The following is a 26,913-nucleotide window of genomic DNA, read 5'->3' as shown; positions in this document are numbered from 1 at the left end:
CCGGGCCGCCTGCTGCCCGCGACCTACCGACGGGACCGCTGCGGTGGCCGCCGTCCGATGAGCCAGCAGCACCAGGCGACCAGCGCGGCGACGCCGACGAGGACGAGCGGGAGGCTGGACCCGGCGTCGTCGACGAGCAGCGCGAGGACGGCCAGCGGCTGCGCGACCGCCTGCACGCGCAGGAAGGACACCCCGAGGAGGCGGAGGGCGGACAGGCTGATCCAGCCGCGCAGCGGCAGGTGCACCAGCAGGAGGTCCAGGACGAAGACCGCGTGCAGGCCGGCGGCGAAGACCAGGAGCCACGGTGAGCCGGCCGGGATGTTCACGGCGTACGCCACGATGAGCAGGAGCAGGGTGAGCACCGTGAGCCCGATCGACGGGAGGATCGCTGCGCCCGCGGCCACCACGACGGGCAGGACGATCCAGCCGCTCCCGTTCCAGACGAGGGCGCCGAGGAGGACGGCGATGAGAGCTGCGGCGCAGCGCACGGTCCACAGGGGCACGAGCCCGCGGCGATCCGGCACCGCGGGGGTGCCGACGTGCGTCGCCCGGCGTGCCCCGGCCAGGGGCCACCTCACGGCCGCACCCCCGGAGGGCGGCCACGGCGGGCGAGGAGGCGGAAGCCGGTCGGGAGGGACAGGTCGGGACCGACCGCAAGATCGGCCTGGCGCGCCGGTCGGTCCCGACCGGACGGAGCTGTCGTGCCGGACGCCGCAGGGCGTGCTGCCATCCGGTCCCGGTCGGCCAGGAGTCCCTCCACCACGGAGCCATCCACCACGGCGATGCCGTCCCGGCGCAGGTCCTCGAGGAGGAGGCGACGTCGCAGCAGGGTCAGCCGCACGCTCCTCTCCTGCGCCGGCGTGGCCTCGGTCCGTTCCAGCACGGGGACGCAGTCGACGCCGATCACCACGTGCCCCCGGGCGTGCCAGAGCTTCAGCAGGCGTCCCGGTTCGGGGTCCAGGAACGCGGACAGCACCACGACGACGGCGCCCTGCGGCGGCACGGGATCGCGCCGTCGCCGTCGGCGGGGAACCACCCCGGTGGCCGCCAGGCGGGCGCGGATCTGCTCGAGGTGCCGGGCGCCCGAGGCCGTGCGCAGCGCGCGGCGCGTCCCGCCGAGATCGTCCAGTCCCACGCGGTCGCCGGCCGCCAGGTACGAGGCCGCGATCGTCGCCGCCGCCGTCCTGGCACCGTGCAGCGATCCCGTCACCAGCCGGGGTGATCCCGCCGCGAACCAGTCGGAGGTCGACGCGGGCAGGTCGTGTCCCTGGTCGATCACGAGCAGGACCGAGGCCTCGGCGTCGGCGAAGGATCGGCGGACCATCAGGCGGTCCTGGTCGGTCGAGCGGCGCGCGGTGGAGCGCCAGTCGATCCGCCGGAGCTGGTCACCGGGCTCGAGGGGCGCGATGGTCCTCAGCTCCGCTCCCTCCCCGGGACGCCTCGAGCCGTGCGTGCCGGCCAGGCCGACGAGTCGACGCGAGACGGGCCGCGCGAGCAGGGACCCGATGGGAGGGAGGATGCTGACGCGGACGGGTGGCGCCGGGTGGAAGGCGGACGCGTGCGTGAGATCCGGGCTGAGACCGAGGGTCCCGTAGGACAGGATCTCGACCTCGCCCGACAGCGGTCCGTCCGCGAGCACCGGGCATTCCTCGCCCTCCCTGAGCACCAGGACGTCGGGGGCGCAGCCGGGCGCTGCGAGGACGGCTGCGACCAGGCTGGTGCGCGGCGTCCCGGAGTCGGTGCCGGGTGGTGCCAGCAGCAGCCGCAGGCGACCGCCCTGCTGCTGCCCGCGTCGATCGAGGGAGAAGGACGGATGCACCGTCCTGCGCACCTGGGCCCTGCGTCCGGCGAGGGCGAGGAGCGCGAGCGGCGCACCCAGTGCCACGGTGTCCGGCCGTCCGGATACCAGTCCGGAGACCACGCACACCAGGGCGAGGATCACGGCGAGGGCCGACCCGGGGGAGTGGCCGCCCGGAGTGTCAGCCACGGTGCGCGCCCCGCCCGCCCTCGATCCCGCCCTCGATCACGCTCTCGTCCGCGGTCCCACGGTGCACGGTCGGAGGTGTCGGGACCTCGGCGAGGACGTCCTGCACCACCTTCTCCGTCGCCAAACCCTGCGCCCAGGCCGACGGCGTGAGCGTGAGCCGGTGCGCGAGCACGGCCACGGCGCCTTCCTTCACGTCCTCGGGGAGCACGAAGGCGCGGCCGTCGAGCACGGCCAGAGCCCTGCCGAGCAGCACGAGCGCCTGTGAGCCGCGGGGCGATGCCCCGACCTCGACGGCCGGGTGGGTGCGCGTCGCGGCGGTGAGGCGCACGGCGTAGTCGATGACGTCGTCGTCCACCAGCACCGACTCGACGGCGGCCTGGAGGTCCAGCAGTCCGTCCGCGGTGGTCACGCTCTCCACGAGGGTCTCGTCGCGCCGGCGTGCCAGGCGACGCGCGATGATGTCCTGTTCGCCGCCCCCACCGGGATAGCCGAAGCGCAGCCGGACCATGAAGCGGTCCAGCTGTGCCTCGGGCAGCGGGTAGGTGCCCTCGAACTCGATGGGGTTGGACGTCGCGAAGACATGGAACGGGCGCCGCAGCGGGAGGGTGGTGCCCTCGGCCGAGACCTGTGCCTCCGCCATGGCCTCCAGCAGCGCCGACTGCGTCTTCGGCGAGGTCCGGTTGATCTCGTCGGCGAGGAACAGCCCGGCGAAGATGGGCCCCGCCCGGAACTCGAACTCGCGCGTGGCCGGGTTGAAGATCGACGAACCGGTGACGTCCGAGGGCAGCAGGTCAGGCGTGAACTGGAGGCGCCGGAAGTCGAGGCCGAGCGCCTGCGCGAGCGTCTTGGCCGCGAGGGTCTTGCCGAGTCCGGGCAGGTCCTCGAAGAGGACGTGTCCCCCCGCGAGGACGGCCGCGAGGGCCAGGCGCAGGGCGCCCCCGGCGCCGACGACGACGGTGGCGGTGCGCTCGATGACCTGCGCGCCGATGCGGGCTGCCTCGTCGGCGCCGATGCGGCGTCCGTGGTCGCCGGAACTGCGGGCGGTGTCTGCTGCGGTCATCGGGTCTCCTGGGAGTTGTTCGAGGGCGACGGCGCGGCATCCGTGGCACGCGGCGAGAGGACGATCCGCTCCAGCTCGTCGGCGAGGGAGCGCAGGGTGCGGTGGTCGAGGGGTGCGGGCTGGGACTGTGCGACGAAGGCGTCGAAGGACGGGCTCCTCGGCACGTCGGGACGGGCACGGGCGGCGTCGGCGGCCAGCCCGTGGACCTCGAGGACGGCACGCATCCCGGGGTCCGCCGAGGAGAGCGAGAACTCCAGCGCCTGGATCTCCGCGAGGCCACGGACGGGGACGGGCAGTGGCGTCAGCCGGGCCCGGGGGACGTCGACCGCGTCGAGGAGGCCGTTGGCGATGCCTGCCGCGAAGGCCGCGCCGACCAGCACCACGGCGTGCCGGGGATCGAGCCCGAAGAACCAGGCGGAGACGCCCGCGAGGACCACGAGGACAGCCGTGACCGCCCAGGCCGAGCGCTTCACCGCGCAGGACCGGTGCGGGCTGCGACGGCGGCGGACAGTGCCCGGACGCAGGCCAGCGCCAGCTCGCGGTCCGCGGCGTCGAGGTGCGCACCCGCCGCGCCGGGTGCGGTCATCCCGGGGTCGGTGGCGTCGGGGTGCGGACCCGACGCGCTGAATCTCGCCCGCTGGTAGAGACGGTTCAGGGCGGTGAGCGGCCGGGGCGGTAGATCGAGGGCGGACGCGGCGGCGGCGGCGAAGTCGGAGGTGGTCTGCGCGGGAGTCCGGCCCACGCCCGCTGCCGCGCACAGGTCCTCGAAGGCGAGCCAGCAGCGGATCACCGCGTCCGAGGTGTCTGCACTGTCCGTGAGGGCGCGTTCGGCGTCCTCGGTCCATGAAGGGAGCACGTCGTCGACGAGGCCGGGCGATCCGGCCTGCTGCAGGCCGGTCGGCTCGGGGCTGCCGTCACGCTCCGGGCGCCGCCTGATGCGCAGGAGCAGCCGGACGAGGAGGGCGAGGCTGATCATGACGAGGAGGAGGATCGCACCCGCCGCGGTGTCGCCGCTGATGATCAGCCGCTCGGCGTCCGGGACCGGTTCCGCGGGGCCACTCACGGCTGGTGTGGGTTCGGCGGTGCTCTCCTGCGCGGCGGTGGTGACGGGCGCGTCGATGACCGGCTGGGCCGTCAGCCGGCCCATGAAACCGGCGGCGACCACCGCGAGGACGAGGACGACGACGGTGAGGAGCGTAGGTGCGTCCACGCGGGGATGCGAATGCCGCGACCTGCGCTTCGTCCCCACGATTCCCCCGCCGGTCGGTGCTGGTGCAGCCCCGGGGGCCGCGTCCAGTGGAGCCTACCAAAAGCAGAACCGCCCCCGGCCCGGTGGGCCGACGGCGGTTGACTCCGTGGGAGTCCGGGGTGCCCTCGATAGGATTCGAACCTACGACCTTCTGCTCCGGAGGCAGACGCTCTATCCCCTGAGCTACGAAGGCGGAGACGGGATTTCCCGTACCCGTGCGGGACTCATCGAGCTTAGCAGGTGCCGCCTGCGTCGGAAAACGCACGGGCCGGACCCGGTCGGTCCACGCCTCAGTACCCCAGGAAAGCGTCCGTCCGCACCCGGGAGACCCCGGCGGTGCGGACCACGCGGCGGAGGTCCCCGATGAACGCCGGCGACCCGGAGACCAGGACCCGGCGTCGCTTGAGGTCGGGGACGGCTGCGAGCAGCTCCTCGGAGGAGAGCCCGCTCCCCGTAAGGGCCCAGGTGCCGGGCACCGCCGGAACGCCGTCGTCGGCCGGGACGAAGAGCACCACGCGCGTACCGAGCCCGGCCAGTTCGTCCCGGAAGGCGATCTCCTCGGCGCTGCGCACCACGTACACGAGGACGATGTCGCGGTCCTCCCCGCGTGCGGCGATGTCCCTGAGCTGGCTGATGAACGGGGTGACACCGATCCCGCCGGCGGCCAGCAGGAGCGGGACGGACGCATCCCGCGGCAGGCGGAAGTCGCCGCCCACGAGGGTCCCGGTGATGTGCGCGTCCTTCGGCAGCTCGAGCAGGGCCTTCTTGAACGAGCTCCCCTGCGCCGTGGTGCGCAATCCGAAGGTGACGGCGTCGGCCTGCTGGGGTGCGGACGTGATGCTGAAGACGCGGCGGCTGCCACGGCTGTCCGCCCCGCGGTGCGGCATGGACAGTTCCATGTACTGCCCCGCGGTGAAGCGCACGGGACGGGCCGGTTCGAAGACGAGCTCCGTGCTCGTGGGCGTCAGCTGCCGTGACCCGGCGAAGGAGAGCCGGACACCGCGTCGCTGGCCCATCAGGAACGCGACGGCGTTACCGATGACGAGCGCGAACTCCGGTCCGAGGAATACGGGTCCGACGGACACCTGCAGGGCGAAGACGGCGGCGACGATCGCGGCGAAGAGCCATTGCTGCCAGCGCAGCGGGGGGAGCGTCAGGGGCTCGGTCATCATGAAGCCGAGCAGGAACAGGACCGGGTAGGACGTCAGGACCAGCTGGAGTCCTGCACCGGCGGTCAGCCCGCCCTGCACCAGGCCGACGAGCAGGATCCCGAGGGCGACGACGAGGAACACCGCACCCATGGACACCTTCCGCGTCCGGTGGAGCAGCAGGGCGGCGCCGACCGCGACGACCGGCAGCATGTACGCGTTCGCCACCCACCAGGCCGCCGCGCCGACCCCCAGCAGGGTCGCGACGACGGCCCCCGTGGCTGCGGGGTTGAAGATGTGGCGGCCGCGGAAGGCGAGCAGGAACTTGGACGCTCCGGCCGCGACGCCCGCCGTGAGGATGCCGCCGAGGCCCGCAGCCGTGCTGGAGGGGAACATGATGAGGAAGACGATCAGCCCGGTGATGAGCGACGAGTCGCCGTGCGGGCGCAGCCGCAGGATCAGCGCCATGAGCCGCGTCCCGATGATCGTCCCTCCCACGGCGGCCACGAGGGTGCCGCCGATCTCGGCCGGGGTGTAGGCGAGCAGTCCCGTCAGCGAGAGCACGAGGGCCTCGACGGTCAGCAGGAGCAGCAGGCCCAGGGTCAGGCGGTACATGGTCATGCGGCCCAGCAGGCCGTCGAGTGCTGCGGTCATGAGAACAGTGCTCCTGCGAGTGGGGCGGAATAGCGGGCGCGTCCGTCGGAGTACATCAGGACGAAGTCGAAGTCGAAGGACCCGGCGAGGTCCGCGGGGTCGGTGACGAACAGGGCCGTGCACAGCCCGTCGGCGGTCATGGCGTCGGCTGCGAGGACCCACGTGGCGACGACCGTGTCGACGCAGTGCCCCGTCCGGGCATCCAGGACGTGGTGCAGTCCGTCACCCCAGACCCGACGGTTCGACGCCGAGGCGCACAGCGCCCCCTCGGTGAGCACGACCGTGCCGATGGCCGACGACGGATCGTAGGGGTGTTCGAGGGCCACCGTGATGGAGCCGCTGCCGGTTCGTCGCATGTCACCGCTGGCGTCGACGACCGCCTGCCCGTGCCCGGCCGCGAGGAGGTACTCGAGCATCAGGTCCACGAGTTGCCCCTTGCCTGCGGCGCCGACATCGAGGAGCGCCGGGGCCGCGAGGCTCACGCCGTCCTCCGTCCACTCCAGGAGGCCGTCCCAGGCTCTCGCGGGCGCCGGTGCCGCGGTAGGGACGAAGCTGTATCCGGCGTCGTAGCCCTGGTCGGCCAGGCGCTCGCCGACCAGGGGGGACACGCCGCCGCCGGTGACGTCGTGCAGCGTGCGCAGGAGGCGCCCCAGCCGGGCGCCGTGGCCCGGCAGGGAGAGGGAGCCCCCTGAGGCCGCCAGCTCGGTGATGCCGGAGTCGGCGCGGAAGCGGGAGTACAGCGCGTCGTAATCGTCGGCGATACGGAGGAGGCCGGCCTTCTGGGCGGCCAGGAGCGGCGCGGCACTGTCCACGCGCCAGGCCGTACCGATCGCCTCGAAGCTGAAGGAGTACCCCACGCCGCTGCGCCCTACAGCTGTGCTTCGCTCTTGATCTTGTCGGCCGCTTCGTTGAAGCCGCCGCTGGTCAGGGAGGACCCGGCGACCTTGTCCACGGCGAGCTCGTCGAGTTTCTTCCCGACGATCGCGTCCGAGATACCACCGGCGAAACGCTCCTGGTACATCGTGGTGGTGGGGTTGTCCGGCATCGGCTCCACCTCGACGGCGGTCACGACATCGGCCGCCAGTGTCAGGGTCACGCCGACCTCCTCGGGGCCGGCGGGGGACTGGTAGCCGCCCGTCTGGGTGTAGGTGCCGTCCTCGTAGCTCTGGTCCGTTGCGGCGGCGTCCGCGGTCGCTGCCCCGGTCGGTGCCGCTCCGGGTGCCTCGGTGGCATCGGTGGCATCGGCTGCGGAGGATTCAGCAGCGGGAGCTTCGGCGGCCGGGGTCTCGGCCTCGGCGCCGGCGCAGCCGGCCGCACCGAGGATCGACACGGCGGCGAGCGCCGTCAGGACGCGCTTGTGGAGGGGGAACCCGGCCCGCGCCGGCGCCGTCATAAGGGGTGTTTCGGTCTGGCCTGTCATGGTCACTGGATGCTCCTGGTGGATCGCGGTAGCGGGACCGGGCGGAAGGGCTCCGCACCGAGGGAGGCGTGGACGTCGAGGAGAGCCACTGATGCATTCCAACGTCCCATGACGCCATTCGTTTCTCCCGGCCTTCCGGACTGTACCGGCCGCGCACCGGTCGGCAGACCCGTGGGGCGGATTCGCGCCTGTGCCGCAGGCGCTCGCCGCGTCACGCGAATCAGGGCGGACGGGGCGCCGCGGCTATGCTTGACGGGTGACTCCCGAAGAACTCTCCTCCGCTATTTCCGCCTGCCTCAGGGCCGCCGTCGACGCCGGTGACCTGACCATCGACCTCCCCTCCGAGGTGCGGGTGGAGCGACCGAAGAACCGGGAGCACGGGGACTGGGCCACGAACATCGCGCTGCAGCTCGGCAAGAAGGCCGGGATGAACCCCCGGGAGTTCGCGCAGCTGCTCAGCGACCGCCTCGCGGGCATCGAGGGCGTCAGGAGCGTCGACATCGCCGGTCCCGGCTTCCTCAACATCACGCTCGACGCCGGTGCCGCGGGTGAGCTGGCCCGCACCATCGTCGAGGCGGGCCAGGCCTACGGCACCAACGATGCGCTCGCGGGCCGGAAGATCAACCTCGAATTCGTCTCCGCCAACCCGACCGGTCCCATCCACATCGGAGGGACCCGCTGGGCGGCCGTCGGTGACGCACTCGCGCGGATCCTGCAGTCGCAGGGTGCGGAGGTCACCCGCGAGTACTACTTCAACGACCACGGCGCGCAGATCGACCGCTTCGCCCGCTCACTCCACGCCTCCGCCACCGGCGATCCGGCCCCGGAGGACGGCTACAGCGGCCAGTACATCGTCGACATAGCCCAGCGTGTCCTCGCCGCCGATCCCGACGCGCTGGCCCTCGGCGGACCGGCGTCCGTCGAGCGGTTCAGGGAGATCGGCGTGGACCTCATGTTCTCGGACATCAAGGCGTCCCTGCATGATTTCGGCGTGGACTTCGACGTGTACTTCCACGAGCACTCGCTGTTCGAGAACGATTTCGTCGAGGACCTCCTCGACAAGCTCAAGGCGTCCGGCAACCTCTTCCTCGAGGACGGCGCCTGGTGGCTGAGGTCCACCGACTACGGCGACGACCGGGACCGCGTGGTGATCAAGTCGAACGGCGCGCCCGCCTACATCGCCGGAGACATCGGGTACTTCGTCAACAAGCGGAACCGTGGCTTCGACCTCAACATCATCATGCTCGGGGCGGACCACCACGGGTACGTGGCGCGCCTGAAAGCCGCGGCGGCTGCCCTGGGTGACGATCCCGATGCCGTGGAGGTCCTGATCGGCCAGCTGGTGAACCTCGTGAAGGACGGCGCACCGGTGCGCATGTCGAAGCGCGCAGGAACGGTCGTCACGCTCGAAGACCTCGTGGACGCAGTCGGCGTCGACGCCGCGCGCTACACGCTGGCCCGCTTCTCCGCCGATTCGAACATCGACATCGACCTGGACCTCCTGACCCGGCACACCAACGAGAACCCGGTGTTCTACGTGCAGTACGCCCACGCCAGGACGCACGCCGTGGCGCGCAACGCCGTCTCCGCAGGTGTGGACGCCAGGTCCTTCGACGCCGCAGCACTGGCGCACCCGACGGAAGGGGCGCTGCTCGCTGCCCTCGGGCAGTTCCCCGGCGTCGTCGCCCAGTCCGCGACCTTCCGCGAACCGCACCGCGTGGCCCGCCACCTCGAGGTGATCGCCGGCACCTACCACCGCTGGTACGACGCCTGCCGCGTGTCCCCGCTGGGCGACGCCCCGGTCGAGGACGTCCACCGCTCGCGCCTCTGGCTGAACAACGCCACGCAGCAGGTCCTCGCGAACGGCCTCGGGCTCCTCGGGGTATCGGCACCGGAGAGGATGTGACCATGACCGTCGTGGACCCCACCCACCCCTCGCCCCTCGCGCCAGACTGGCTGTCCGTCCCGGCGGAACCTGCCCGGCTGGACGCGAAGCTCTGGGCCGAGGACGTCGCGCGCGGGAGCGACGGCGTCCTGCGGATCGACGGCGTCTCCGTCGCCGACCTCGCCGCCGAGTTCGGCACCCCGCTGTTCGTGATGTCCGAGCGGGACTTCCGCACCCGGGCCGCCACCTTCCGCGACGCATTCGACGACGCCTTCCGCGATCTGTGCGGGGGAGTGGACGTCTTCTACGCGGGCAAATCCTTCATCTGCACCGAAGTGGCCCACTGGGTCCGCGAGGAGGGCCTCGGCCTCGACACCTGCTCCGGCGGCGAACTCGCCGTGGGCCTGCGCGCCGGCATGCCAGGGAATCGCCTGGGCCTGCACGGCAACAACAAGTCCGCTGCGGAGATCACGCGGGCCATCGACGCGGACCTCGGCCGGATCGTCGTCGACAGCCTCCAGGAGGTCGCCCTGGTGGGTGACCTCGCCGTCGAACGCGGCCGCCGCGCCAACGTGATGATCCGCCTGACGCCCGGCGTCCACGCCCACACGCACGAGTTCATCGCCACCGCCCACGAGGACCAGAAGTTCGGGCTGTCGCTCACCACCGAGCAGGGGCCCGGGCAGCAGGACGGACAGGACGACGGCGGCTCCTCCCCGGCCGCGCGGGCCGTCGCCGACGCCCTGGCCCATCCGGGCATCAACCTCCTCGGTGTGCACTGCCACATCGGCTCGCAGATCTTCGAACCGGAGGGCTTCGAGCTGGCGGCCCGCCGGCTGCTCGTTTTCCTCGCCGGGGTCCGTGACCGGCACGGCGTCGAGCTGCCCGAACTGGACCTCGGCGGCGGCTACGGCATCGCCTACACCGAGGCCGACCAGCCGCGGCCCGCGGCGGAGATCGCCCGCGCGATGGCCACCGTCGTCGGCTCCACCTGCCGTGAGCTCGGCCTGCGCGTCCCCCGGATCTCGATCGAGCCCGGCCGTGCCATCGTGGGACCGACGACCTTCACCCTCTACACCGCGGGCACCACGAAGACCGTGCGCGTCGACGCAGCCGCCAACGGCTCCGAGGTGGTGCAGGACACCTCCGTTACGCACCCGCGACGCTATGTGTCGGTGGACGGCGGGATGAGCGACAACGCCCGTCCGGTGCTCTACGGCGCGGATTACTCGGCCGTCCTCGCCTCGCGGACGCCCGAGGGGCCGCCCGTCCTGTCCCGTGTGGTTGGAAAACACTGCGAGAGCGGTGACATTGTGGTGCGGGACGTCTACCTCCCGGAGGACACCGGAGCAGGTGACCTTCTCGCCGTCCCGGGAACGGGAGCCTACTGCTGGGTGCTCTCGAGCAACTACAACTACCTGGCGCGGCCTCCGGTCGTGGCGGTCGTCGACGGTGCGGCCCGACTGATCGTCCGCGGCGAGACCGAGGAGGACCTGTTCCGCAGGGACGTCCAGCGCGAGACCGCCCAGCCCTCACCAGCAGTAGCCGCCCCGGATCCAGGAGCTTCACAGACCGCATGAATGCACCAGCACCCTCTCCCGCACCCCTCCGCGTCGCCCTGCTGGGCTGCGGCAACGTCGGCTCCCAGGTGGCCCGGATCCTCCTCGAGGACGCCGCGGACCTCGGGCTCAGGGCAGGCGCCCCCCTCGAACTCATCGGGGTGGCGATCCGTTCGCTGGAGGCGGAGCGCGACGTTGACCTGCCGGCGGGGCTGCTGACCCAGGACGCCGAGTCGCTCGTCGAGCGGGCGGACATCGTCATCGAGCTCATGGGCGGCATCGAGCCGGCCAAGACGCTGATCCTGCGCGCCATCGCGCACGGTGCCACGGTGGTCAGCGGGAACAAGGCCCTCCTCGCGCAGGACGGGCCGGAGCTCTACGAGCAGGCCGACAAGGCCGGCGTGCAGTTGTCCTACGAGGCCGCCGTCGCCGGAGCCATCCCCATTCTGCGACCCATCCGCGACAGCCTGTCGGGGGACCGCATCACCCGCGTGCTGGGCATCGTCAACGGCACCACGAACTACATCCTGGACCAGATGGACTCCACGGGGGCGCAGTTCGCCGACGCGCTGAAGGCGGCGCAGGACCTCGGGTACGCGGAGGCCGACCCGACGGCCGACGTCGAGGGGCACGACGCCGCCGCGAAGGCCGCGATCCTCGCCTCGCTGTCCTTCCACACCCGGTTCGCGCTCGAGAACGTGTACTGCGAGGGCATCACCGCGGTCACCGCGGACGACATCGCGGCCGCCGCCGAGGACGGCTACGTCATCAAGCTGCTCGCCATCGCCGAGATCCTGACCGACGAGGCCGGCGCAGCGGGCGTGGGCGTCCGCGTCCACCCCACCCTCCTGCCGCGCTCGCACCCGCTCGCGGCCGTCCACGGCGCGTTCAACGCCGTGTTCATCGAGGCGGAGAACGCGGGCGAGCTCATGTTCTACGGCCAGGGTGCAGGCGGGACGCCGACGGCGTCGGCCGTGCTCGGCGACGTCGTGAGCGCGGCCCGCCGCATGGTCCTCGGCGGGCCCGGCCGCACCGAGACCACCACGGGCCACGTGCCGCCGCTGAGCATCGACACCGTCCGCACGAGCTACTGCATCGGCCTGCAGGTCGCGGACCAGCCCGGTGTCCTCGCCCGGATCGCCCACATCTTCGCCGAGAACGGCGTCTCCATCGAGACGATGCGCCAGCGCATCCATCAGCGCGGGCCCGACGGCGGCACCACCGCCGAGCTGCGCATCGTCACCCATCGCGCCCCCGAGGCGTCCCTCGCGGCGACCGTCAAGCAGGTCGGTGCGCTCGACGTCATCACCGCCGTCTCATCCGTGCTCCGAGTAGAGGGAATCTAAGTGGCCCACCAGTGGCGCGGAGTCATCCGCGAATACGCAGAACGCCTACCTGTCACCGAGGCCACCGAGGTCATCACCCTCGGCGAGGGCGGTACGCCCCTCGTGCACGCCCGCCATCTGTCCGAGCTGACGGGCAACACCGTCTACCTCAAGGTCGAGGGCATGAACCCCACCGGCTCCTTCAAGGACCGCGGCATGACCATGGCCATGACGGCCGCGGTCGCCGCCGGGGCCAAGGCCGTGGTCTGTGCGTCCACGGGCAACACCTCCGCCTCCGCTGCGGCCTACGCCACGCAGGCCGGAATCACCTGCGCCGTGCTCGTTCCCGACGGCAAGATCTCCATGGGCAAGCTGAGCCAGGCGATCGCCCACGGTGCGCAGCTCCTGCAGGTCAACGGCAACTTCGACAACTGCCTCGACGTGGCGCGGAAGCTCGCCGAGGCCTATCCCGTGTTCCTGGTGAACTCCGTCAACCCCGCGCGGCTGGAGGGGCAGAAGACCGCAGCCTTCGAGGTGGTCGACACGCTCGGCGATGCACCGGACTACCATCTGATGCCGGTCGGGAACGCGGGCAACATCAGCGCCTACTGGAAGGGCTACAAGGAGTACGCGGCGCCGTACGCCTCGATGCACCACGGTGAGCTGCCGGCCGTGGCGACCCGGACGCCGATCATGTGGGGCTTCCAGGCAGAGGGCGCGTCCCCGCTGGTCAAGGGCCACCCGATCACCGAACCGGACACCATTGCGACCGCCATCCGGATCGGCAACCCCGCGTCCTGGGACTTCGCCGTGGCCGCCCGTGACGAGTCCGGCGGACTCATCGAGGCCGTGACGGACGAGGAGATCCTCGACGCGCACCGCTGGCTGTCCTCCCGCGAGGGCGTCTTCGTGGAACCCGCCTCCGCTGCCGGCGTCGCAGGACTCATCAAGAAGCACGCCGAGGGCCTCGCGCCGACGGGCAAGACGATCGTCATCACGGTCACCGGTCACGGCCTGAAGGACCCGCAGTGGGCGCTCCGCACCGCCGACGGCGCGGATGTCGAGCCCACCAAGGTGGAGTTCGACGTCGTCAGCGTCGCCGCGGCCCTCGGGCTCGAGGGCTGAGGTGACCGGCCTCCACGCGGTGCCGGTCCCCGTCGCCGATCCGGACGGGACCGCCGGACTCCCCGGCGTAGCGCCCGGACAGTCCGTCGAGGTGCGCGTCCCCGCGACGAGTGCGAACCTCGGACCGGGCTTCGACGCACTCGGTCTGGCACTGTCGCTCTACGACACGGTCCGCGTCCGCACGGTCACCGCCGGGACGACGGTGGTGAGGCCGACGGGGGAGGGCTCCGCCGCCCTGCCGACGGACGGGACGCACCTCGTGGCGCGTTCGCTCCTCAGTACGCTGGAGCGCGCCGGGTTCGCATCACCCGGCCTTGAACTGGACACGACCAACGTGATCCCGCACGGCAGGGGCCTCGGCTCCTCCGCGGCCGCGATCGTCGCGGGTGTCCTCGCGGGCAACGCGCTCCTGCCCGTCGACCGCAGGCTCGACGACGCCCACCTCCTGCAGTGGGCGGCACAGCTCGAGGGCCATCCGGACAATGTGGCCCCCGCCCTCATGGGTTCCCTCGCCGTCTCCTGGGAGAGCGGACACGCCTACCACAGCACGCGTGTGGAGGTGCATCCAGACGTCGTCCCCGTGGTCGCCGTCCCCGGGAGCGTGCTGTCGACGGAGAGCGCCCGGGCGCTGCTGCCGGCGTCGGTCTCCCACCACAGCGCGGCCGCGAACGCCGGGCGTGCGGCGCTGCTGGTGCACGCCCTTGCGGAGGATCCGTCACTCCTCTTCCCCGCGACGCAGGACTGGCTGCACCAGGACTACCGCGCCCAGGCCATGCTCCCGAGTGCCACGCTCCTGCGCGGACTGCGCGCTGCGGGCTTCGCGAGCACCATCTCCGGAGCGGGGCCCAGCATCATGACGCTGGCCGTCGGCGCGGCGGGGGCGGAGGCGGCCGAGGAGACGCTGCGGGCGCTTCTTCGCACCCTCGACACGCCGGAACCCTGGCGCATCCTGCGACTCACGGTGGAGCGTTCGGGTGCTAAAGTAGGAGTGCACCAAGGGTAGTGACCGTTCCGCGTACGCTGTGCGCACCACGTGTCACTGTGTCTCTCAAGGCATCGTGTGCTTCTGCTGAGTCGGCCGTCCTCTTCTTCGGACCGCCGCGAAAACTGCAGGGTCCATCAGCAGTAGCGCATCCTCCGGTGTAGCCTCCGACCTGATCTTCGTGCGCGGGCCAGTCCTGCCTGCGAAGACATCCTCAGGCTTCAGCACGCCCAGTCGAGGCCGGACAGTTCCCGGCCCGACTGAACCCCGCCTGCTTCACATGCGGCACGGGGCAAACCACCGCGGACCACTGATCAGGTGGCCGCCCGACGAGGGGGAAGGATCCTTCGTGACTGAAACCACTGACCTGTTACCAGGTGTGGCCACCCAAGACGCTGAAGCGACCGGCGCAACAACTTCCAAGAGCAGCGGTCTCGCCGGCCTGAAGCTCGCCCAGCTGCAGGCACTCGCCGGTCAGCTCGGCATCACCGGCGGATCGAGGATGCGCAAGAGCGACCTCGTCTCCGCCATCTCGGACCACCAGCGCGGAGGCGCGGTGGCCGACCGCCAGAAGGCCCCCGCCGTCCGCAGCGAGCGGAACGCGGACGGCGCGCGCCCTGTCGTCGCCGGCACCCCGGACGCCACCGAAGCACCGGCCGCTCCGACGCAGGACGGGCAGGAGGCGCCCGAGCGCCAGCCCCGGACGCGGAACCGGAATCGCCGCGCGGGAAGCGACGGCGTCGTCTCCGTGCCTGCGTCGGACGCTGCCGTCGTCACCGGCGAGCAGGTCGAGGCCCCGTCGCGTGAGACCGCCGACGCCCCGTCCGCCGGGGACCAGCAGGATCGCGGTGACCGCGAAACCGGCGGCCGCAACCAGCGCAACCGCCGCAACCGTCGCGGCGAGGACCGCAGCGACGCACAGTCCGGCCAGACCGAGACCGCGGCCGAGACCCGCAACGAGAACCAGAACGACGGACAGAACGAGTCCGTCCAGCAGGGTGACTCCGGCTCTGGCCAGCAGGGCGAGGAGCGCGGCGACCGCAACGAGCGCCGCAACCGCTCACGCAACGGCCGCGACGAGGACCGCTCCCACAACGGGTCCTCCAACGGCTCGAACAACAACTCGAACAACAGCGGCTCGAACAGTGACGGCCAGAACGACGGCGGCCGCACCGGCAGCGAGCGCAGCGACAACCGGAACTCCGGGGGCAACGGCTCCAACGGCTCCAACGCATCGAACGACGACGAGGGTCGCGGCCGGAACCGCCGCAACCGTGCCAACCGCAACGGTGGGAATCCCGTCGAGGACCGCAGCAGCCGCTTCCGTGACCGCAACGAGCGCAATGAGCGCAACGACCGTCGCCGTGGCCGCAATCAGCCCGACGTCGACGACGTCGAGGTCACCGAGGACGACGTCCTGCTGCCCGTCGCGGGCATCCTCGACGTCCTCGAGAACTACGCCTTCGTGCGCACGTCCGGCTACCTGCCGGGTCCGAACGACGTCTACGTCTCCCTGGCCCAGGTCAAGAAGCACAACCTGCGCAAGGGCGACGCCGTCGTCGGTGCCATCCGCGCTCCCCGCGAGGGCGAGACGCAGGCCAGCGCACGCCAGAAGTTCAACGCCCTCGTCCGCGTCACCACGGTGAACGGCAAGCCGGCCGAGGACCTCAAGGACCGCGTCGAGTTCGCGAAGCTCGTGCCGCTCTACCCGTCGGACCGCCTGCGCCTCGAGACGGACCCGAAGAAGATCGGCCCCCGCGTCATCGACCTCGTGGCGCCGATCGGCAAGGGCCAGCGCGGCCTGATCGTCTCGCCGCCCAAGGCCGGCAAGACGCTGATCCTGCAGGCGATCGCGAACGCCATCACGATCAACAACCCCGAGGTGCACCTCATGATGGTCCTCGTGGACGAGCGTCCCGAGGAAGTCACCGACATGCAGCGCACGGTGAAGGGTGAGGTCATCGCCTCCACCTTCGACCGGCCCGCGGACGACCACACCACGGTCGCCGAGCTCTCCATCGAGCGCGCCAAGCGCCTCGTGGAGATGGGTATGGACGTCGTCGTGCTCCTCGACTCGATGACGCGCCTCGGCCGTGCCTACAACCTGGCCGCGCCGGCCTCGGGCCGTATCCTGTCCGGTGGTGTCGATTCCGCAGCGCTGTACCCGCCGAAGCGTTTCTTCGGTGCTGCCCGCAACATCGAGAACGGTGGCTCGCTCACCATCCTCGCGACCGCGCTCGTCGAGACCGGTTCCAAGATGGACGAGGTCATCTTCGAGGAGTTCAAGGGCACCGGCAACATGGAGCTCCGCCTCTCGCGCAGCCTCGCCGACAAGCGCATCTTCCCGGCCGTGGACGTCAACGCGTCCGGTACGCGCCGCGAGGAGAACCTGCTCTCGCCGGACGAGGTCAAGATCATGTGGAAGCTGCGCCGCGTGCTGTCGGGTCTCGAGACCCAGCAGGCACTCGAGCTGCTGACCAACAAGATCCGGGAGACGCAGTCCAACGTCGAGTTCCTCATGCAGGTCCAGAAGACCACCCTGGGCTCCAAGGACTCCGACTAGCGCACCCCACGACGCCGTTCGTCCTGCCGTCCCTCCCCGGGACGGCAGGGCGAGCGGCTTCGCCCGTTAAGTCGCGTCCCGGCACAGCGTGGTCAACCGGGCCGTCCCGACCTTCGTAGACTGGCGGTAGACGCCGAAAGAGGTACACCAGATGTTTGAGTCCATCCAGGGACTGCTCGACGAGCACTCCGAACTGCAGGACCAGCTCGCCGACCCCGCCGTCCACGCCGACCAGGCGCTGGCCCGCAGGCTCGGCCGCCGGTATGCCGAGCTCGGCAGGATCGTCGACGCCCACAACCGGTGGGCCGCCCTGAACGACGACCTCGAGGCCGCACGCGAGATGGCGTCCGAGGACCCCGAGTTCGCGGCCGAGGTCCCTGTGCTCGAGGAACAGCTCGCCGTGGCGCAGGAGCGCCTGCGACGCCTGCTCATCCCGCGGGACCCGAACGACGGCCGCAACGTCATCATCGAGGTCAAGGGCGGCGAGGGTGGCGACGAAGCCGCGCTGTTCGCCGGGGACCTGCTGCGCATGTACGCGCGGTACGCGGAGTCCCGGGGCTGGAAGACGGAGCTCATCTCCGCCAACGAGTCCGACCTCGGCGGCTACAAAGATGTCCAGATGGCCATCAAGGGGTCCTCCAACGATCCGGCGGAGGGCGTCTACGCGCGCCTGAAGTTCGAGGGCGGCGTGCACCGCGTCCAGCGCGTCCCGGTCACCGAGTCGCAGGGCCGCATCCACACCTCCGCGGCGGGCGTGCTCGTGCTGCCCGAGGTCGACGAGCCGGAGGAGGTCGAGATCAGCCAGAACGACCTGAAGATCGACGTCTACCGTTCCTCCGGTCCGGGTGGCCAGTCCGTCAACACGACCGACTCGGCGGTCCGCATCACGCACCTGCCCACGGGGATCGTCGTGGCGATGCAGAACGAGAAGTCGCAGCTGCAGAACCGCGAGGCGGCGATGCGCGTGCTGCGCTCCCGCATCCTCGCGCACGAGCAGGAGAAGATCGACGCCGCGAACTCGGACATCCGGAAGTCCCAGATCCGCACCATGGACCGCTCCGAGCGCATCCGCACCTACAACTACCCCGAGAACCGGATCGCGGACCATCGCACGGGCTACAAGGCCTACAACCTGGACGCCGTCATGAACGGTGACCTCGAGCCCGTGGTGCAGTCGGCCATCGAGATGGACGAGCAGGCCCGCCTGGACGCCATCGGCACGGAAGAGTAGGCGTGGAGGACGCCCTGCGTGCGGCGGAGGAACGGCTGCGCGCGGCGGGCGTGCCGAGTCCCCGGGTCGACGCCGAGCTCCTGGCAGCCCATCTGCTCGGGGTGTCCCGCGGCCGGCTCCGATCGATGGCACTCATCGGCGCTCCGGCGCCGGAGGGGCTGGACGCCCTCGTCGACGAGCGCGCGCGCCGTGTCCCACTGCAGCACCTCACCGGCGCTGCATCCTTCCGGCGGATCGAGCTGTCGGTCGGCCCGGGAGTCTTCATCCCGCGTCCCGAGACCGAGTCGGTGGCGCAGCTCGTGATCGACCGGGCGGGCACGCTGGCGGCTCCCAGGATCGTGGACCTGGGCACCGGCTCCGGGGCGATCGCCGCGTCGGTCGCGGACGAGGTGCCCGGCGCCGAGGTCTACGCCGTCGAACTGAGCGACCTCGCGATCGCCTGGGCCCGCGCGAACCTCGAGCCCTACGGGGTCCGCCTCGTCCAGGGTGACCTCGCGACGGCGCTGCCCGAGGAGAACGGCACCTTCGACATCGTCGTGTCGAACCCGCCGTACATCCCGGCCGACGCCGTGCCCACCGAACCCGAGGTGGCCGAGCACGATCCGCAGATGGCGCTGTACGGCGGGGGAGCCGACGGGCTCCGGCTGCCGCGGGCCGCGGCAGCCTCGGCCGCCCGCCTGCTCAGGGCGGGCGGGTACTTCGTCATGGAGCACGCCGAGGTGCAGGCGCCCTGGGTCGCCGCGTTCCTCGGGGAGGCCGGCGTGTGGGCGGACGTCACCACGCACCAGGACCTCGGCGGGCGCGACCGTGCCACCAGCGCCGTCCTGGGGCAGCTCCGCGTGGACGGGACATCGACGTCGGAAGCCGACGTCGCGGACACAGCCACAGGAGGCGGACGATGACGGAGCAGACGGATCACCCGGATCACCCGGACCAGCCGGATCAGCCGGATCAGCCGGTGCACGGCGGAGCCGCGGATGCCATCGAGGCCTCGGATCGAACCGCGGAGGGGACGGGGCAGCTCACCGGGCAGCTCACCGGGCAGCTCGCCGACACCGTCGCCGTCGCCGCAGTCACCTACGACCGCCACGAGGAACTCGCCCAGCTCCTGCAGGCGCTCGCCCGGCAGACCGCACCGATCAGGACGGTCGCCCTCGTCGACTCCGGCACGCGTCCTGCCACCGACGTCGTGGAGGCTGCCGGCGGCTCCATCCACTACCTGCGCTCGGAGGCGAACCTCGGCGGGGCCGGCGGCTTCGCCTTCGCGATCCTCGCGGCCATCGCGAGCGGCGCCCGGTGGATCTGGCTCATGGACGACGACGGGCATCCGGAGGACGAGCGCTGCCTCGCCGAACTGCTGCGCGCGGCCCACGAGCACGACCTCGATATCGTGAGCCCGCTGGTCGCCGCGACCGACGATCCGACGCGGCTGTCCTTCAACTTCCGCATCGGCGGCCTGCTGACCAATGACCGTGCAACCCTCGAGCCGCTCGGTTTCCTGCCCGACATGGTGCACTTCTTCAACGGGGCCCTGATCCGCACCGAGGTCTTCTCGACCATCGGACTGCCGGACATGAAGTTCTTCATCCGCGGGGACGAGGTCGACTTCCTGGCCCGTGTGCGGAAGGCGGGACTGAAGTTCGGGACCCTCGCCACCGTCGCGGTCCGTCACCCGGCCACCTGGTCGGAGATGAAGCCGATCTTCGGCGGCTTCATCACCCCCGTGATCCCGGTGGGGGAGTTCAAGCGTGCCTCCTACTTCCGCAACCGTGCCTACCTGGCACGGAAGTACCGGAACCTCCGGTGGTTCGGCGCCGACATGATCGGCTTCCCCTACTACTTCCTCACGCAGCGTGACCTCACGGGCCTGAGGTCCTGGTTCGCCGCCTACTCGGCCGGCTTCCGCGGCCGGGGCTTCGGGCCCCCGCCGTCGGCCTGATCGACGAGGCGCGTGCACCGCGGGCCGACGCCTCGACCCGATCGACCCCACCCACCCGATACCCCGACTCCGGCGTGCACCGCCGGCGAATGGAGAGATGACCCGGTGACCACCAGCTACGACTGCTCCGATCCCGCCCAGCGCCGTGAAGGCCTCGCGGCCGCGCAGCGCGCCGTCTCGCTGAAGCAGTGCGTCGTCCTGCCCACCGACACCGTGTACGGGATCGGGGCGGACGCCTTCTCGCCCCAGGCCGTCGCCACGCTGCTGGCCTCGAAGGGGCGCGGGCGCACCATGCCGCCGCCGGTCCTCATCCCCCGCCTCCAGACGCTCGATGGCCTCGCCACCGACGTCCACCCGGACGCGCGGAAGCTCGCCGAGGCGTTCTGGCCCGGCGGACTGACCCTCATCTGCCATGCCCAGCCCTCCCTGACGTGGGACCTGGGGGACACCCTCGGTACGGTGGCGCTCAGGGTGCCCGACGACGAGATCGCCCTCGAGCTGCTGATGCTCACCGGTCCGCTGGCCGTGTCGTCCGCCAACAGGACCGGGCAACCGGCGGCGACGACGGCGGCCGAGGCTGCCAACCAGCTGGCAGCCTCGGTCGCGGTGTACCTCGACGGAGGTCCGAGAAGCGAGGGCGGCGGCACGGGCTCGACCATCGTCGACGCCACGGGGGAGGCCCTGCGCGTGGTCCGCCAGGGGACACTTCCGCTGGAGCGGCTTCGGGAGATCGTTCGGGGGATCATCGGCGTCGATGGCGACGCAGGTCCCGGCACGGACGACGGCGACGGCACGGTCGCCGTCGACAGCTGAGCCCTCCTCGGCCGTCCCCGCCCCGGGGCGCCGCCCGGACGCCTACCGCTGGTCGGGCAGCGCTGCCGCTCCGAGGACACCCCTCACCCGGGGCGCGGGCGCCAGCCCTTCGGCAGCGGCCCAGCCCGCCACCTGGTCCTGTCCGAACCACATGAGCTCGACGCGACGGACATGGCCGTCCAGCCTCCCGCCGAGGAGCCGCGACGTGGCGAAGCCCCCGCTGACGACAGTCCTGCACAGCCACGCCGGCAGGACACGCGGTCTTCCGCCCGCGGCCTCGAGGACCGACCGTACGGACAGTCCCTCCCACGGTTGCAGGACGACGGCGGGCACCTCGCCGGAGTGACGCCCCACGGCGATCACGAGGTCCGCGAGCGCGCCCACCGAGGTGACGGGCGAGGCGGCTGTACCGGGTGCCGCCACCGACGCCAGCGGTGAACGGGCGAGGCGCGCCAGTGCCGCCGTCGTGGGCCGCCCTGCTCCCTGGACGGAGGTGGCGCGGACCGTGACGACCGCCAGGCCGCCCAGGTCCAGCAGGGCCAGGGCCTGCTCGCCGAGCGCCTTGCTGCGGGAGTACGGGGAGAAGGGCTGGACGCCGCCGGATTCGTCCAGCAGCGGCGTGCGTCCCTGGACCGCAGCGCTGCTGAGGTGGACGAGGCGGCGGACACCCGCGGCGCCGGCCGCCCTGGCGAGGACGGCCGGAAGCAACGCGTTCGCACCCCTCAGCCCGGCACTGTCCTCGGCGGACGGCGTCGCGAGTCCGGCCGCGTTGACGACGACGTCGTGACCCGCCATGAGTCCGGTCAGTGCAGCGACGTCACTGCGGCGCGCTTCCGCGAGGACCGCCTCCGGGGTGTCCGCCGTCGTCCGGAGCCGGGGTGCAGGAGCGCTGCGGGTCTCGATGCCCGCTGCGCGGGCCGCACCGAGGATCTCGTGGCCGACGAAGCCGGAGCCGCCGATGACCAGCCAGCTCATCCTGGGCCACCCGTGCCGGTGGAGCCCGCCGGCGACGGCTCGGGACGCCAGCTCCGGTCCCGCAGGATCACGCGCGCAGCCCGCCAGCCACGCCACACGGCGGACAGCCCGGACACGGAGTGCTCGACCGCCAGGAGGCGGAAGATCTCCTTCCCCGCGGAGAGGAGGGTGCCCAGCCCGAAGCCGAGGCGGGAGTACCGGCCGTGGAGCTGGAGGTAGCGCGCGAGGTGCCCGCGGTTGCGCATGCCGCAGAACCGGGACAGGTCGCTCGAGTCGTTGAGGTGACGCACGCCGAGGTCGATCTTCCGCTGCGCCCGCGTCTTCCGGAGGACGAACGCATCGACGTAGGCGACCGGGTGGTGCCGGGAGATCAGCCACCCGTAGGTGGTGTCGTCCCCGTTGAGGAAGAACCGTGCGTCGGGCAGACCGGTCTCCCGCACGGTGTCGGCCGCGACGAGCATCCCCTCGAAGCAGCCCACGTTCGTGTGGAACACCGGGGAGGTGGCGAAGACGTCCCCGCGGACCGGCAGGTGGACGCCGAGCCGCTCGTGGAGCTGGTGCTGCCAGAAGAAGGGTCGCCCGGCGTGGTCGAGGCGACGACCGTGGATGCAGGAGTAGCGGTCCATCCAGGGCCGGAAGGACGCGAGGGCATCAGGGAGGACGACGACGTCGTCGTCCATCAGCCAGAGCCAGTCGGCGCCTGCCTCGAGCCCGCGGGCCACGCCGGCCGCGAAGCCGCCCGCACCCCCGACGTTCGCCGGCAGTCGCAGCACGACGACCGGCACGGCGAGGTCCAGGTCCGCGAGGACCCCTGCGGTGTCGTCGGTGCTGGCGTTGTCCACGACGACGACCCCCGCCGGGGCGGGGTCCAGGGCTGCGATGGAGTCGAGGAGATCCCTCAGGAAGGACGCCCGGTTGTACGTCGTGATGACGATGAACACGCGGGGGGAGCCGGCGTCAGGGGCGTGCAAACTGCTCCTTCCGGGCCGCGCCAGGGCGGTGCGCGACGGGCCTGGTACAGGCCGTGCAGTTAGTATTCTCGGGTAGTAGCAGTCTATTACACCGTGTTCCAGCTGCTGCCGGACCGGCCCGCCCGTCACCACCGGCGGGCCCGGAGACGGCAGGTCCGACGGTGGGAACGCGGTCCCGGCCTGCAAGACATCGTTAGGAATCATGGGACTCAACGAAGGACGGGCCGCGGCCCGGACATCCGGCTCCACCGCCGTCGGGTCGAGCGGCGACAAACCCGCCATCTGGCTGTGGTCGCAGTACCTGCTGGACGCCGCCGCCTGGATCGTCGCGATCCTCCTGGCCCTCATCCTGAGGTACGAGCTGCTCGTGAAGGAGGTCAATGTCCCTGGTATCGCGGCCTTCTGCGCGGTCGCGGTCCTGGCACAGCTGGTCGTCGGACTGAGCTTCGCGCTCTACCGGGGCAGGTACAGCTTCGGCAGCTTCCACGAGGCGAAGCTCCTCGTCATCGTCGCGGTGCTGGTCGGCGTCATCCTCGTCCTCGTCAGCGTCGCCTTCTTCACCGTCATCGAGGTCCCGCGCAGCATCGGCATCATCGCCTTCCCGTTCGCCTGCATGTTCCTCGCAGCGACCCGGTACCTCAAGCGGATGTACGTGGAGAGCAAGGCCAAGCCGGGCGAGGATGCGCAGCGGACGCTCATCTACGGTGCCGGTTTCCTCGGCAACTCCCTGGTGGTCCGCATGATGCAGGACCCCGGATCGCCCTACTTCCCCGTCGGCCTGATCGACGACGATCCCGCCAAGAAGCACCTCCGCCTCTCCTCGGTGCCGGTCCTCGGACGGATCGACGATCTGCGCGAGGTCGTGGCGAGGACGCAGGCCTCGCTCCTGGTCATCGCCTTCGCCGGGGTCGAGGCCGCCCAGGTGCGTCGCGTCTCCGACCTCGTCGCGGGCCTCGGCATCAAGGTGCTCGTCCTCCCGCCGCTGCGCGACATGCTGGGTGCCTCGGGCCCGGCCATCGCCGACTTCCGTGAGGTCGCGGTCGAGGACCTCATCGGACGCCGTCCGGTGGACATCCACCCGGACGAGGTGGCCGGCTACATCACCGGCAAGCGCGTGCTCGTGACGGGAGCGGGCGGCTCGATCGGCTCCGAGCTGTGCCGCCAGCTGTCCGCGTTCGCCCCGGCCGAACTGATCATGCTCGACCGTGACGAGACGGGCCTGCAGTCCACGCAGATCTCCCTCACGGGACGTGGACTGCTGACCGGCCGCGACACCGTCCTCGCGGACATCCGGGACGCGGACGCACTGCTTGACATCTTCGAGGACCGCAAGCCGCAGGTCGTCTTCCACGCCGCGGCACTCAAGCACGTCTCCCTCCTCGAGCAGTACCCGGAGGAGGCCTGGAAGACGAACGTGCAGGGCTCGCTGAACGTGCTGCGGGCGTCCGCCTCGGTGGGGGTGACGAACTTCGTGAACATCTCGACGGACAAGGCGGCGGACCCCACCAGCGTCCTCGGCCACTCCAAGCGCGTCGCCGAGAAGCTCACGTCCCACCACGCCCAGCGGACCGGGCAGCAGTACGTCTCCGTCAGGTTCGGCAACGTGATCGGCAGCCGCGGCTCCATGCTGCCGCTGTTCACGGAGCAGATCCGCACCGGCGGTCCCATCACCGTGACGGACCCGGAAGTGACGCGCTTCTTCATGACCATCCCCGAGGCATGCCAGCTCGTGGTGCAGGCCGGCGCCATCGGCAGGGGCGGGGAGGTCCTGATCCTCGACATGGGGGAGGCGGTCCGGATCCTCGACGTCGCCCAGCGCATGATCGCGATGTCCGGCAAGGACATCGACATCGTCTTCACCGGGCTGCGCCCCGGCGAGAAGATGCACGAGGACCTCATGGGCGCGGGCGAAGACGACTCGCGCCCGCTGCATCCGAAGATCTCGCACACCTCCGTCGTGGCCCTCGACCCGCAGCAGCTGGACCTGCAGGCGTGGAAGGCCGAGGGCGGCTTCGGCCACGATCACCGCAGCATCGCCTCCCTCGATGCGGCGACGGAGCTGGATGCTCCCGCAGGATCGGCGCCGGACGGTCCGACGCGGTCCGACGACCACGGTCACGACGCACGTTCCGCGGCATCCCGTCCGTCCGCGTCCTCCACCTCGGGGTCCGGCGGGACGACGCCATGACCACGCTGCTGGTCGTGATCGGCCTGATCGCACTCGTCCTCTCGCTCCTGTTGCCCTTCGCCGTCAGGCCGCTGCTCCGGCGGCTCGGCGTGATCGACATCCCGAACACCCGCTCGTCGCACAGCACGGTCGTCCTGCGCGGCATGGGCCTCGCGGTCTCGCTCGCGATCCTCGTGGCCCTCGCCCTCTCGCTCGCGACGGGCCTCGTCGCAGTCGACCGGTCGCTGATCCTGGTGATCCTCGTGCTGGTGGCCGCGGCGTCCGCCCTGGGATGGATCGAGGACTTCCGCGGACTGTCCGTCCGGGTCAGGCTGGCGACCCAGCTGCTCATCGGTGCGGTCGGTACCGCCGCCCTGGCGACGACGATCGACGACAGCAGCTACTGGTGGATCCCGGTCGGCGCCGTCGCGGTCGCCACCTACATCAACGCAGCCAATTTCATGGACGGCATCAACGGCATCTCCGGTATGCACGGCCTCGTGGTCGGCCTCTTCTATGCCTGGGCCGGCGTGCTGTCGGACCAGCTCTGGCTCACCGTCGCCGGACTCGTGGTGGCGGCGGCCTTCGCGGGGTTCCTGCCCTGGAACCTCGGCCGCGGGTTCGTCTTCCTCGGCGACGTCGGCAGCTATCTGCTCGGCGCCTCCATCGCGGCGATCGCCGTGACCGGCCTGCTCGCAGGGGTGTACCTGGAATACCTGCTCTCGCCGGTCCTCATCTACCTCGCCGACACCTTCACCACGTTCCTCCGGCGCGCGCGGCGCGGCGAACGCCTCTCGACGGCGCACCGCCAGCACGTCTACCAGCGACTCACGGACACGGGACTCTCCCACGTACAGGTCTCCGTCCTCGTCTCCGTGCTGTCCGCCCTGACCGGAGCAGCGGGCTTCGTGCTCGCCACGGCACCCGCGCCGCTCGCGGTGTCGGCGTCCCTGTTCGCCGCCGCCGTCGTCGCCGTGTACCTCTACTCGCCGCGGATCTTCCGCGCCGCGGCCCGCCGACGGGTCGCTGCGGGCGCCTGATCGCAGGCACTGTGGCGGGGGAGGCGGGAGCCCAGGAAGCCGTGAAGGGCCCGGGGCGGCGGATCGCCGGGGACGTCCGGTGGGGCGGCGGGAGCCGGTGCCGGAGGCCGGACGGCAGAGGGGGCGCAGCGCGGGTACGGTAGAATTCCATGCGCCGGGCGCGGTGATTATCCGTCCCGCCGATCCGGTACAGCCCTCCCGACGCCGTCGGTGGAGGACCAGCAGGGCGCCGGACGGCGCAGCCGACAGAGCGGACATGACGTGCCACGACCGGATGAGCCGGCCACAGGACCCGACCAGGCCCACATCGTGCCCGCATCGGGAGCGACGGCGTCACCCTGGCTCGGGATCCTGGCACGGAGCGCCGGGGCCGGGGGAGCGATCGCCGTGGGCCTGGCCGTCGTCGCGACCGTGGCGACGTCGCCCGCAGCCGGTCTCAGCGTCCTCTCCGGAGCGGCGCTCGTCGTCGCCTTCTTCGGTATCAGCCTCCTGATCGGCCACTATGCGGGCCGCACCAATCCGTCCGGGGCACTCGGCCTCTTCGCCGTCACCTACGCCATCAAGGTCGTGGGGTTCGCCGCCGTGCTGTTCTTCCTGGGAACGCCGGGATGGCTGGACCGCACCTGGTTCTTCAGCGGGGCACTCGCCACCGTCATCGCCTGGCAGGTCGCCGAGGTCATCGCCTTCTCGCGCCTCCGTACCCCCCTGTACGGCGACGGCGAGGAGCCCCGGACCCAGCCCGGGCACGTCCCCGCGCAGCCGCCTGTAGAGGGGCCGGCCGACGCCCGGCCCACCCCGCACGGACCGGAAGGACACTGAC

23 protein-coding genes and 1 tRNA gene are annotated in these 26,913 nt (G+C 71.4%); 13 read left to right on the top strand and 11 right to left on the bottom strand.

What is annotated here, in order from left to right; translation table 11 throughout:
- Nucleotides 1–23: 23 nt before the first annotated feature.
- The 9 genes from NVV32_RS10400 to NVV32_RS10360 form a co-directional block, all read right to left on the bottom strand.
- Nucleotides 24–578 (bottom strand): hypothetical protein, encoded by a 555-nt coding sequence (locus tag NVV32_RS10400; protein ID WP_422390088.1) that lies wholly within the window; start codon nucleotides 576–578, stop codon nucleotides 24–26.
- Nucleotides 575–1,987, bottom strand: coding sequence for a DUF58 domain-containing protein (locus NVV32_RS10395; protein WP_422390087.1), 1,413 nt, complete (start codon nucleotides 1,985–1,987; stop codon nucleotides 575–577). Before NVV32_RS10395 ends, NVV32_RS10400 begins: the two co-directional genes overlap by 4 nt.
- Nucleotides 1,980–3,047, bottom strand: coding sequence for an AAA family ATPase (locus NVV32_RS10390; protein WP_422390086.1), 1,068 nt, complete (start codon nucleotides 3,045–3,047; stop codon nucleotides 1,980–1,982). Before NVV32_RS10390 ends, NVV32_RS10395 begins: the two co-directional genes overlap by 8 nt.
- Nucleotides 3,044–3,520: a hypothetical protein gene (locus NVV32_RS10385; RefSeq protein WP_422390085.1), complete on the bottom strand. Its 477-nt coding sequence runs from the start codon at nucleotides 3,518–3,520 to the stop codon at nucleotides 3,044–3,046. Before NVV32_RS10385 ends, NVV32_RS10390 begins: the two co-directional genes overlap by 4 nt.
- Complete coding sequence (locus NVV32_RS10380) at nucleotides 3,517–4,257, bottom strand: DUF4129 domain-containing protein (protein WP_422390084.1); 741 nt, start codon at nucleotides 4,255–4,257, stop codon at nucleotides 3,517–3,519. Before NVV32_RS10380 ends, NVV32_RS10385 begins: the two co-directional genes overlap by 4 nt.
- A 159-nt stretch (nucleotides 4,258–4,416) precedes the next feature.
- Nucleotides 4,417–4,489 (bottom strand) — tRNA-Arg (locus NVV32_RS10375).
- A gap of 97 nt (nucleotides 4,490–4,586) precedes the next feature.
- The gene (locus NVV32_RS10370; RefSeq protein ID WP_422390083.1) at nucleotides 4,587–6,098 is read right to left on the bottom strand and encodes an FAD-dependent oxidoreductase; all 1,512 of its coding nucleotides are present in this window, start codon (nucleotides 6,096–6,098) and stop codon (nucleotides 4,587–4,589) included.
- A complete protein-coding gene (locus NVV32_RS10365; protein WP_422390082.1) occupies nucleotides 6,095–6,955 on the bottom strand; it encodes an FAD:protein FMN transferase in 861 nt (286 codons plus the stop codon). Before NVV32_RS10365 ends, NVV32_RS10370 begins: the two co-directional genes overlap by 4 nt.
- Before the next feature lie 11 nt (nucleotides 6,956–6,966).
- Complete coding sequence (locus NVV32_RS10360; protein WP_422390081.1) at nucleotides 6,967–7,491, bottom strand: FMN-binding protein; 525 nt, start codon at nucleotides 7,489–7,491, stop codon at nucleotides 6,967–6,969.
- Between the two features lie 283 nt (nucleotides 7,492–7,774).
- Here NVV32_RS10360 and argS point away from each other — a divergent pair, with 283 nt between their 5' ends.
- The 10 genes from argS (at nucleotide 7,775) to NVV32_RS10310 (ending at nucleotide 20,940) form a co-directional block, all read left to right on the top strand.
- Nucleotides 7,775–9,424, top strand: coding sequence for an arginine--tRNA ligase (gene argS / locus NVV32_RS10355; RefSeq protein ID WP_422390080.1), 1,650 nt, complete (start codon nucleotides 7,775–7,777; stop codon nucleotides 9,422–9,424).
- A 2-nt stretch (nucleotides 9,425–9,426) separates the two neighbouring features.
- Nucleotides 9,427–10,983, top strand: a complete 1,557-nt coding sequence (gene lysA, locus NVV32_RS10350; RefSeq protein ID WP_422390079.1) for a diaminopimelate decarboxylase — start codon at nucleotides 9,427–9,429, stop codon at nucleotides 10,981–10,983.
- Entirely contained in the window at nucleotides 10,980–12,308 is a 1,329-nt protein-coding gene (locus NVV32_RS10345; protein ID WP_422390078.1) for a homoserine dehydrogenase, read from the top strand. Before lysA ends, NVV32_RS10345 begins: the two co-directional genes overlap by 4 nt.
- Nucleotides 12,309–13,412: a threonine synthase gene (gene thrC, locus NVV32_RS10340; protein WP_055773024.1), complete on the top strand. Its 1,104-nt coding sequence runs from the start codon at nucleotides 12,309–12,311 to the stop codon at nucleotides 13,410–13,412.
- Nucleotide 13,413: 1 nt separating this feature from the next.
- Nucleotides 13,414–14,415 (top strand): homoserine kinase, encoded by a 1,002-nt coding sequence (gene thrB, locus NVV32_RS10335; RefSeq protein WP_422390077.1) that lies wholly within the window; start codon nucleotides 13,414–13,416, stop codon nucleotides 14,413–14,415.
- A gap of 328 nt (nucleotides 14,416–14,743) precedes the next feature.
- Nucleotides 14,744–16,957, top strand: a complete 2,214-nt coding sequence (gene rho / locus NVV32_RS10330) for a transcription termination factor Rho (protein WP_422390076.1) — start codon at nucleotides 14,744–14,746, stop codon at nucleotides 16,955–16,957.
- Between the two features lie 151 nt (nucleotides 16,958–17,108).
- Nucleotides 17,109–18,188, top strand: a complete 1,080-nt coding sequence (gene prfA, locus NVV32_RS10325; protein WP_055773017.1) for a peptide chain release factor 1 — start codon at nucleotides 17,109–17,111, stop codon at nucleotides 18,186–18,188.
- Nucleotides 18,189–18,190: 2 nt separating this feature from the next.
- The gene (gene prmC, locus NVV32_RS10320; RefSeq protein ID WP_422390075.1) at nucleotides 18,191–19,090 is read left to right on the top strand and encodes a peptide chain release factor N(5)-glutamine methyltransferase; all 900 of its coding nucleotides are present in this window, start codon (nucleotides 18,191–18,193) and stop codon (nucleotides 19,088–19,090) included.
- A complete protein-coding gene (locus NVV32_RS10315) occupies nucleotides 19,087–20,127 on the top strand; it encodes a glycosyltransferase (RefSeq protein ID WP_422390074.1) in 1,041 nt (346 codons plus the stop codon). Before prmC ends, NVV32_RS10315 begins: the two co-directional genes overlap by 4 nt.
- Before the next feature lie 105 nt (nucleotides 20,128–20,232).
- Nucleotides 20,233–20,940: an L-threonylcarbamoyladenylate synthase gene (locus tag NVV32_RS10310; protein WP_422390073.1), complete on the top strand. Its 708-nt coding sequence runs from the start codon at nucleotides 20,233–20,235 to the stop codon at nucleotides 20,938–20,940.
- Between the two features lie 42 nt (nucleotides 20,941–20,982).
- On the opposite strand, the gene NVV32_RS10305 is transcribed toward NVV32_RS10310, so the two are convergent.
- Complete coding sequence (locus NVV32_RS10305) at nucleotides 20,983–21,915, bottom strand: NAD-dependent epimerase/dehydratase family protein (RefSeq protein WP_422390072.1); 933 nt, start codon at nucleotides 21,913–21,915, stop codon at nucleotides 20,983–20,985.
- Nucleotides 21,912–22,886 carry a glycosyltransferase gene (locus tag NVV32_RS10300; RefSeq protein ID WP_422390071.1) on the bottom strand — a complete coding sequence of 325 codons (975 nt, stop codon included), beginning with the start codon at nucleotides 22,884–22,886 and terminating at the stop codon, nucleotides 21,912–21,914. The genes NVV32_RS10305 and NVV32_RS10300 overlap by 4 nt, the downstream gene beginning before the upstream one ends.
- Before the next feature lie 202 nt (nucleotides 22,887–23,088).
- On the opposite strand from NVV32_RS10300, the gene NVV32_RS10295 reads away from it, so the two are divergent.
- The 3 genes from NVV32_RS10295 (at nucleotide 23,089) to NVV32_RS10285 (ending at nucleotide 26,912) form a co-directional block, all read left to right on the top strand.
- Nucleotides 23,089–25,074, top strand: a complete 1,986-nt coding sequence (locus NVV32_RS10295) for a polysaccharide biosynthesis protein (protein ID WP_422390070.1) — start codon at nucleotides 23,089–23,091, stop codon at nucleotides 25,072–25,074.
- Nucleotides 25,071–26,093, top strand: a complete 1,023-nt coding sequence (locus NVV32_RS10290; protein ID WP_055773005.1) for an MraY family glycosyltransferase — start codon at nucleotides 25,071–25,073, stop codon at nucleotides 26,091–26,093. The genes NVV32_RS10295 and NVV32_RS10290 overlap by 4 nt, the downstream gene beginning before the upstream one ends.
- Before the next feature lie 261 nt (nucleotides 26,094–26,354).
- Nucleotides 26,355–26,912 carry a hypothetical protein gene (locus NVV32_RS10285; protein ID WP_200914848.1) on the top strand — a complete coding sequence of 186 codons (558 nt, stop codon included), beginning with the start codon at nucleotides 26,355–26,357 and terminating at the stop codon, nucleotides 26,910–26,912.
- Nucleotide 26,913 lies beyond the last annotated feature (1 nt).

This window comes from Arthrobacter sp. N1 (assembly GCF_048288285.1).
Lineage (GTDB): Bacteria > Actinomycetota > Actinomycetes > Actinomycetales > Micrococcaceae > Arthrobacter_D.
Note: the sequence above shows the minus strand (reverse complement) of the source record. Positions and strands in the feature narration are given on the sequence as shown.

What these genes read in the sequence shown, in the direction of transcription:
- lysA (WP_422390079.1), top strand. Translation starts at nt 9,427, where the DNA reads ATGACCGTCGTGGACCCCACCCACCCCTCGCCCCTCGCGCCAGACTGG.
- NVV32_RS10390 (WP_422390086.1), bottom strand. Translation starts at nt 3,047, where the DNA reads ATGACCGCAGCAGACACCGCCCGCAGTTCCGGCGACCACGGACGCCGC.
- NVV32_RS10290 (WP_055773005.1), top strand. Translation starts at nt 25,071, where the DNA reads ATGACCACGCTGCTGGTCGTGATCGGCCTGATCGCACTCGTCCTCTCG.
- NVV32_RS10315 (WP_422390074.1), top strand. Translation starts at nt 19,087, where the DNA reads ATGACGGAGCAGACGGATCACCCGGATCACCCGGACCAGCCGGATCAG.
- NVV32_RS10360 (WP_422390081.1), bottom strand. Translation starts at nt 7,491, where the DNA reads ATGACGGCGCCGGCGCGGGCCGGGTTCCCCCTCCACAAGCGCGTCCTG.
- NVV32_RS10345 (WP_422390078.1), top strand. Translation starts at nt 10,980, where the DNA reads ATGAATGCACCAGCACCCTCTCCCGCACCCCTCCGCGTCGCCCTGCTG.
- prfA (WP_055773017.1), top strand. Translation starts at nt 17,109, where the DNA reads ATGTTTGAGTCCATCCAGGGACTGCTCGACGAGCACTCCGAACTGCAG.
- NVV32_RS10305 (WP_422390072.1), bottom strand. Translation starts at nt 21,915, where the DNA reads ATGAGCTGGCTGGTCATCGGCGGCTCCGGCTTCGTCGGCCACGAGATC.
- NVV32_RS10295 (WP_422390070.1), top strand. Translation starts at nt 23,089, where the DNA reads ATGGGACTCAACGAAGGACGGGCCGCGGCCCGGACATCCGGCTCCACC.
- NVV32_RS10370 (WP_422390083.1), bottom strand. Translation starts at nt 6,098, where the DNA reads ATGACCGCAGCACTCGACGGCCTGCTGGGCCGCATGACCATGTACCGC.